3 protein-coding genes are annotated in these 1,540 nt (G+C 33.1%); 1 reads left to right on the forward strand and 2 read right to left on the reverse strand.

All coding sequences use genetic code 11. The annotated features are described in order from the left end of the window. Window positions 1–79 precede the first annotated feature (79 nt). Window positions 80–280, forward strand: coding sequence for a hypothetical protein (locus GA0061080_RS12180; RefSeq protein ID WP_091126216.1), 201 nt, complete (start codon window positions 80–82; stop codon window positions 278–280). Between the two features lie 207 nt (window positions 281–487). Here GA0061080_RS12180 and GA0061080_RS12185 read toward each other — a convergent pair whose 3' ends face one another. After that, on the reverse strand, window positions 488–961 hold the full coding sequence (locus tag GA0061080_RS12185) for a hypothetical protein (RefSeq protein WP_065636602.1): 474 nt from the start codon (window positions 959–961) through the stop codon (window positions 488–490). Then, window positions 962–1,540: RHS repeat-associated core domain-containing protein (locus GA0061080_RS12855; protein WP_209435850.1), on the reverse strand; the 579-nt coding region annotated here is incomplete at its 5' end.

Genomic DNA, 1,540 nt, shown 5'->3' on the forward strand with positions numbered 1-1,540 from the left:
TGACAAATCATTAGCATTGCCGGGATAAACACCTTCCGCCATTGGATAATCAGGATGAGATATATTGTAAGCTCCCTCAATGGGCTTATTTCCTGTACCGATATTTAGTGTTCTCCTTGTTCTGGAAAAAGGATATTCGATTTTACAAGTTTGTCAGGTTATGGATATCATCAAAATGGTATTAAGTCATTGGTTGAATCAAGTTATTTCAGGTGCTTTTTTAACTAAAAAGCAGATTAAGTTTAAGCTACTACATATTCGCTACTCGGGATTGGCATAAGGATAAGTGATTGAGTAATGGCTTGAGTTTTACAACCGAGAAAAGACATATTTGGAAAATATTGTTATGGAAAACGAGGAACGATGCAAAAGGGTTGGTTAATGAAAAGCAATTGGAGAGTTTATTTTGCGCATCGCACTCCCACTTTATTAAAATGAATGCCGATGAATAACAAGTGTCTATCAGATTAAATCTGAGCTACTACACTTAATATATGATTTCATAAAGTGTATCTGGAGCACCTTCGCTTACTTCAAAATCTGAAAGTAACGTTTTTGATAATTCAATAAATTTTATCTTTTTATATGAATAAATATAACCGGAGTCTGTCAAAGATATCACAAGTTTCGAACAATTTGTTAGAGTCATCATTTCTTGTAATATACTAATCAAAATTAGTAAACGATCTCTTCCTAACGAAGGAAATTTACTTTGCATTTCTGGAGCATAATCTAAATAATCAATCAAATAATCAGCTTCTTCAGAATCAGGGCTATCACTCATTGAAAAAATGAAATTAGTTTCATTTTTATTAGGTAAATACCTTTCAGTAAATTGAAACAATTGTTCCGGTAAAATTTCTTTTAATCCAATACTATAATTCGCAGCTATTTTTTTTAAAATAGATTTACTATTGTTATAGTTAATTCCAGCAAGATATCCAACAATATAATTATTCATTTATTTATCCTTAATCCATTCACCAATGGGTTTCCCATTGGAATCGAGTTTTCTATAGTATTTACCTGTTACATATCCTTTATCATTATATGTAATTTTATGTTCATGAGGAACAACTCTTCCGTCTGGACCTAAACCTATTTGTCCATGTGGGTGAATTTGTCCATAGTCTTCACGAGAAAAAGTTCTACCATTTGCGTCATAATAAGTAACACTTCTAGACCCATCAGCTCTCGATACTTCATAAATTGAGTTAGGTTTTCCTCTATGTGGTGCTTTTCCTGATGGCACAATTATATGCTCAGTAGCAATTCTATTTGTTGCAGGATTAATAGTCGGAATTGATAATGTACTATCTATCTCTTCTCCAGCAATCCCTTCAAACCCATTATTTTCAACCTTAATCAACCCTAACGGATCAACCCAATTTATCGGATCGCTACCGGCATATTGGTAACTATTTAGTCCACCTAGTATACCAAGCGGATCTTGAGTAATATATCTACCTGTAAATGGATCATAATAACGGTTTAGATTGTAGTGTAATCCCGTCTCCTCATCATAATATTGCCCTTGGAA

The organism is Gilliamella intestini (assembly GCF_900094935.1).
GTDB classification, from domain to species: domain Bacteria; phylum Pseudomonadota; class Gammaproteobacteria; order Enterobacterales; family Orbaceae; genus Gilliamella; species Gilliamella intestini.

What these genes read in the sequence shown, in the direction of transcription:
- GA0061080_RS12180 (WP_091126216.1), top strand. Translation starts at nt 80, where the DNA reads ATGGGCTTATTTCCTGTACCGATATTTAGTGTTCTCCTTGTTCTGGAA.
- GA0061080_RS12185 (WP_065636602.1), bottom strand. Translation starts at nt 961, where the DNA reads ATGAATAATTATATTGTTGGATATCTTGCTGGAATTAACTATAACAAT.